Origin of the sequence: Pseudomonas sp. R62 (assembly GCF_000257605.1) — a bacterium.
In the GTDB taxonomy this organism is placed as follows: Bacteria; Pseudomonadota; Gammaproteobacteria; order Pseudomonadales; family Pseudomonadaceae; genus Aquipseudomonas; species Aquipseudomonas atacamensis.
This window is the reverse complement of record NZ_JH635999.1, coordinates 484,656-488,875: the sequence shown is the minus strand read 5'-3', so window position 1 is coordinate 488,875 and position 4,220 is coordinate 484,656. Positions and strand designations below refer to the sequence as shown.

Annotated in this window: 6 protein-coding genes; all 6 read right to left on the bottom strand. The window is 56.2% G+C overall.

The genetic code is table 11. The annotated features are described in order from the left end of the window. The coding region (gene ytpR, locus OQK_RS20630) for a YtpR family tRNA-binding protein (RefSeq protein ID WP_038861485.1) at nt 1–398 on the bottom strand (398 nt) is incomplete at its 3' end. A gap of 26 nt (nt 399–424) precedes the next feature. After that, nucleotides 425–1,441, bottom strand: coding sequence for a phenylalanine--tRNA ligase subunit alpha (gene pheS / locus OQK_RS20625; protein WP_003226365.1), 1,017 nt, complete (start codon nt 1,439–1,441; stop codon nt 425–427). A gap of 109 nt (nt 1,442–1,550) precedes the next feature. Next, complete coding sequence (rplT, locus tag OQK_RS20620) at nt 1,551–1,907, bottom strand: 50S ribosomal protein L20 (RefSeq protein ID WP_002553161.1); 357 nt, start codon at nt 1,905–1,907, stop codon at nt 1,551–1,553. 27 nt (nt 1,908–1,934) lie between these two features. Next, nucleotides 1,935–2,129, bottom strand: a complete 195-nt coding sequence (rpmI, locus tag OQK_RS20615; RefSeq protein ID WP_002553160.1) for a 50S ribosomal protein L35 — start codon at nt 2,127–2,129, stop codon at nt 1,935–1,937. A gap of 60 nt (nt 2,130–2,189) precedes the next feature. Beyond that, a complete protein-coding gene (gene infC / locus OQK_RS20610) occupies nt 2,190–2,741 on the bottom strand; it encodes a translation initiation factor IF-3 (RefSeq protein WP_169432615.1) in 552 nt (183 codons plus the stop codon). Next, on the bottom strand, nt 2,741–4,220 hold a 1,480-nt coding region (thrS, locus tag OQK_RS20605; protein WP_081489878.1), incomplete at its 5' end, for a threonine--tRNA ligase. The genes infC and thrS, both read right to left, overlap by 1 nt.

The window sequence follows — 4,220 nt, the reverse complement described above, 5'->3', positions numbered from 1 at the left end:
AGACCGTCGTTGCCCTCACCAACCTGCAATTCGGCTTGCGAGCACAGCATGCCGTTGGACTCGACGCCACGCAGCTTGGCCTTCTTGATCTTGAAGTCGCCCGGCAGCTCTGCGCCAATCATAGCGAACGGAATCTTCAGGCCCGGGCGCACGTTTGGCGCTCCGCACACGACCTGGAAGGTTTCCGCGCCATTGCTGACCTGGCACACGCGCAATTTGTCGGCGTCCGGATGCTGCTCGGTGCTCAGCACCTCGCCCACCACAACACCACTGAAGACACCGGCGGCCGGCGTAACGCTATCGACCTCAAGACCGGCCATCGACAGACGAGCAACCAGCTCATCGCGATCTACCTGCGGGCTAACCCAGCCACGCAGCCATTGTTCACTGAATTTCATCCTGCTCTCCTAAGAATTCGTTACGACTAGCGAAATTGCGCGAGGAACCGCAAGTCGTTGTCGAAGAACAGACGCAAGTCGTTCACGCCGTAACGGAGCATGGCCAGACGCTCGACGCCCATGCCGAAGGCAAAGCCGGAGAACTCTTCCGGGTCGATGCCGGACATGCGCAGCACGTTCGGGTGAACCATGCCGCAGCCCATCACTTCCAGCCAGCCAGTCTGCTTGCAGACACGGCAGCCTTTGCCGCTGCACATCACGCATTCCATGTCGACTTCGGCGGATGGCTCGGTGAACGGGAAGTACGAAGGACGGAAACGCACGGCCAGTTCTTTTTCGAAGAACACCCGCAGGAATTCTTCGATGGTGCCTTTGAGATCGGCAAAATTGATATCGCGATCGACCAGCAGGCCTTCGACCTGGTGGAACATCGGCGAATGGGTGATATCGGAGTCGCTGCGATAGACGCGGCCCGGGCAGACGATGCGGATCGGCGGCTGCTTGGATTCCATGGTGCGGACCTGTACCGGGGAGGTATGGGTGCGCAGCAACATGTTGGCATTGAAATAGAAGGTGTCATGCATCGACCGGGCCGGGTGATGGCCTGGGATGTTGAGCGCTTCAAAGTTGTGGTAGTCGTCTTCGACCTCAGGGCCTTCGGCGATGCCGTAGCCAATGCGGGTGAAGAACTGCTCGACGCGCTCCAGAGTCCGGGTGACCGGATGCAGACCGCCAGAGGTCTGGCCACGGCCCGGCAATGTCACGTCGATGGATTCGGCAGACAGCTTGGCAGCCAGCTCGGCTTCTTCAAACAATGCCATGCGCGCATTGAGAACGCCTGTAACACGTTCCTTGGCAACATTGATCAGCGCACCGACTTGCGGACGCTCCTCTGCCGGCAGATTCCCCAGGGTCTTCATCACCTGAGTCAATTCGCCCTTCTTGCCAAGGTATTGAACCCGGATTTGCTCCAGGGCATTGATATCTTCAGCGCTTTGCACAGCCTCTAGTGCTTGAGAGACCAGCGCATCCAGGTTTTCCATGTACAGACTCCAGATACAAAATAGGGGAAGAGCTTGAAGGCTCTTCCCCTATTTATGACGTTTAACACCTGACCCCACAGAGGTGAGACCGGGTGACTGTCGGGGGTACTTAAGCCAAGGTGGCTTTAGCTTTCTCGACAATCGCAGCAAACGCCGCTTTTTCGTTCACTGCCAGATCAGCCAGAACCTTGCGGTCGATCTCGATGGACGCTTTTTTCAGGCCAGCGATGAAACGGCTGTAGGACAGACCGTTAACACGAGCACCAGCGTTGATACGAGCGATCCACAGAGCGCGGAACTGACGTTTTTTCTGACGACGGTCACGGTAGGCGTATTGGCCTGCCTTGATTACCGCTTGCTTGGCAACACGGAATACGCGGGAGCGTGCGCCGTAGTAGCCTTTAGCAAGTTTCAGAATTTTTTTGTGACGCTTACGGGCAATGACGCCACGCTTTACACGAGCCATGAGTTACTTCCTCTATTCTTGACTAAATTAACGAAGGCGCAGCATGCGCTCGACTTTTGCCACGTCAGACGGATGCAGCAAGCTGCTACCGCGCAGTTGACGCTTACGCTTGGTCGACATTTTAGTCAGGATGTGGCTCTTGAAAGCGTGCTTGTGCTTGATGCCGTTAGCAGTTTTCAGAAACCGCTTGGCAGCACCACTTTTGGTTTTCATTTTTGGCATGTTCGGATACTCCGCATTCAGTTGATAAACATAATCAGAAGGCCTGCCGTGCCCTGTTGATTACTTCTTCTTTTTCGGGGCGATGACCATGATCAGCTGGCGTCCTTCCATCTTAGGATGCTGTTCGACCGAACCGTACTCGAGCAGGTCTTGTTCAACCCGCTTGAGGAGTTCCATCCCCAGCTCCTGGTGGGCCATCTCACGGCCGCGGAATCGCAAGGATACCTTGGCCCTGTCCCCGTCACTCAGGAAACGTACCAGGTTGCGCAGTTTTACCTGGTAATCCCCTTCCTCCGTCCCTGGACGAAACTTGATTTCTTTAACCTGAATCTGCTTCTGGTTTTTCTTCGCCGCGGCAATCTGCTTCTTCTTCTCGAAGATCGATTTGCCGTAGTCCATCACCCGGCAAACAGGCGGGACTGCATCGGCGGAGATTTCCACCAGATCAAGCTTTGCTTCTTCAGCGATACGAAGCGCTTCATCAATCGAGACGATGCCAATCTGCTCGCCATCAGCGCCAATTAACCGAACCTCGCGTGCCGAGATATTCTCGTTGATCGGGGCTTTCGGTGCAGCTCGTTTATCTTGTCTCATTTCACGCTTAATAATAATTACTCCGAATCTGGGCGACCACGCCGGGAAACCGCTTGCGCGAGAAACTCAGCGAACTGGGCGACGGGCATCGAGCCCAGGTCAGCACCTTCACGAGTACGCACAGCGACAGTCTGCATCTCGACTTCCTTATCTCCGATAACCAAAAGATAGGGAACCTTGAGCAAAGTATGCTCGCGGATTTTAAAGCCGATCTTTTCATTTCTCAAGTCGGACTTGGCACGAAATCCGCTTTCGTTGAGAGTTTTTTCAACCTCTGCAACAAAATCTGCCTGTTTATCAGTGATATTCATGATCACCGCCTGGGTTGGCGCGAGCCACGCAGGGAAGGCACCTTCGTAGTGCTCGATCAGAATCCCGACGAAACGCTCGAACGAACCGAGGATCGCGCGGTGCAACATCACTGGGTGTTTGCGGCTGTTGTCTTCGGAGACGTATTCAGCGCCCAAACGGACAGGCAGGTTAAAATCGAGCTGCAAGGTACCACACTGCCAGACGCGACCGAGACAATCTTTCAGCGAGAACTCGATCTTCGGCCCGTAGAAAGCACCCTCGCCTGGCTGCAGATCGTACGGCAGGCCAGCAGAATCAAGGGCTGCAGCCAATGCTGCTTCAGCGCGATCCCACAGCTCATCGGAGCCGACGCGTTTTTCCGGACGAGTGGACAGTTTCATCTCGACTTCGGTAAAGCCGAAATCGCGATAGACGTCCATGGTCAGCTTGATGAACGCAGCGGACTCGGCCTGCATCTGCTCTTCGGTGCAGAAGATGTGCGCGTCGTCCTGAGTGAACGCTCGCACACGCATGATGCCGTGCAACGCACCCGACGGCTCGTTACGGTGGCAGGCACCGAACTCGGCCAGACGCATCGGCAACTCGCGGTAGCTTTTCAGGCCCTGATTGAACACCTGCACGTGGCACGGGCAGTTCATCGGCTTGATGGCGTAGTCGCGGTTTTCCGACTGAGTGGTGAACATGTTGTCGGCATAGTTGGCCCAGTGCCCGGATTTTTCCCACAGGCTGCGGTCGACGACTTGAGGAGTCTTGATCTCAAGGTAGCCGTTGTCGCGCTGGATCTTGCGCATGTACTGCTCGAGAACCTGGTACAGAGTCCAGCCGTTCGGGTGCCAGAACACCATGCCCGGCGACTCTTCCTGAGTGTGGAACAGGCCCAGGCGCTTGCCGATCTTGCGGTGATCGCGCTTCTCGGCTTCTTCAATGCGCTGGATGTACGCCGCCAGCTGTTTCTTGTCCGCCCAAGCGGTGCCGTAGACGCGCTGCAATTGCTCGTTCTTGGCGTCGCCACGCCAGTAGGCGCCCGACAGCTTGGTCAGCTTGAAGGATTTCAGGAAACGCGTGTTAGGCACGTGCGGACCGCGGCACATGTCGACGTATTCTTCGTGATAGTACAGACCCATGGCCTGCTCGTTCGGCATGTCTTCGACCAGGCGCAGCTTGTAGTCTTCGCCACGGGCCTTG